This window comes from Shewanella sp. AC91-MNA-CIBAN-0169 (genome assembly GCF_040310165.1).
Taxonomy (GTDB): Bacteria; Pseudomonadota; Gammaproteobacteria; order Enterobacterales; family Shewanellaceae; genus Shewanella.
Genome location: NZ_JBEOPM010000182.1, coordinates 1 through 243, shown reverse-complemented (window position 1 = coordinate 243; position 243 = coordinate 1). Strand labels below are relative to the sequence as shown.

At 62.6% G+C, this 243-nt stretch carries 1 protein-coding gene; it reads right to left on the bottom strand.

Going from position 1 to position 243, the window contains the following annotated elements; all coding sequences use genetic code 11:
- Window positions 1-15 precede the first annotated feature (15 nt).
- On the bottom strand, window positions 16-243 hold a 228-nt coding region (locus AAEY98_RS22600), incomplete at its 5' end, for a response regulator (RefSeq protein ID WP_351019875.1).

The following is a 243-nucleotide window of genomic DNA, read 5'->3' as shown; positions in this document are numbered from 1 at the left end:
CGATTATGCCTGAACTCAGGCCTCGACGCCGATCATGCTACGGATTTTGTTGGCCAACAGGTCAATGGAAAAGGGCTTGGCGACCATGTCCATGCCGTCTTCCAGGAACCCCTGGCGCTCGGCGGCTTTCTCGGCATAACCGGTCATGAACAGCACGCGCAGGCCGGGGCGATGCTGGCGGGCGATTTCCGCCAGTTGCCGGCCGTTCATGCCGGGCAGGCCGACGTCGGTCACCAGCAAGTC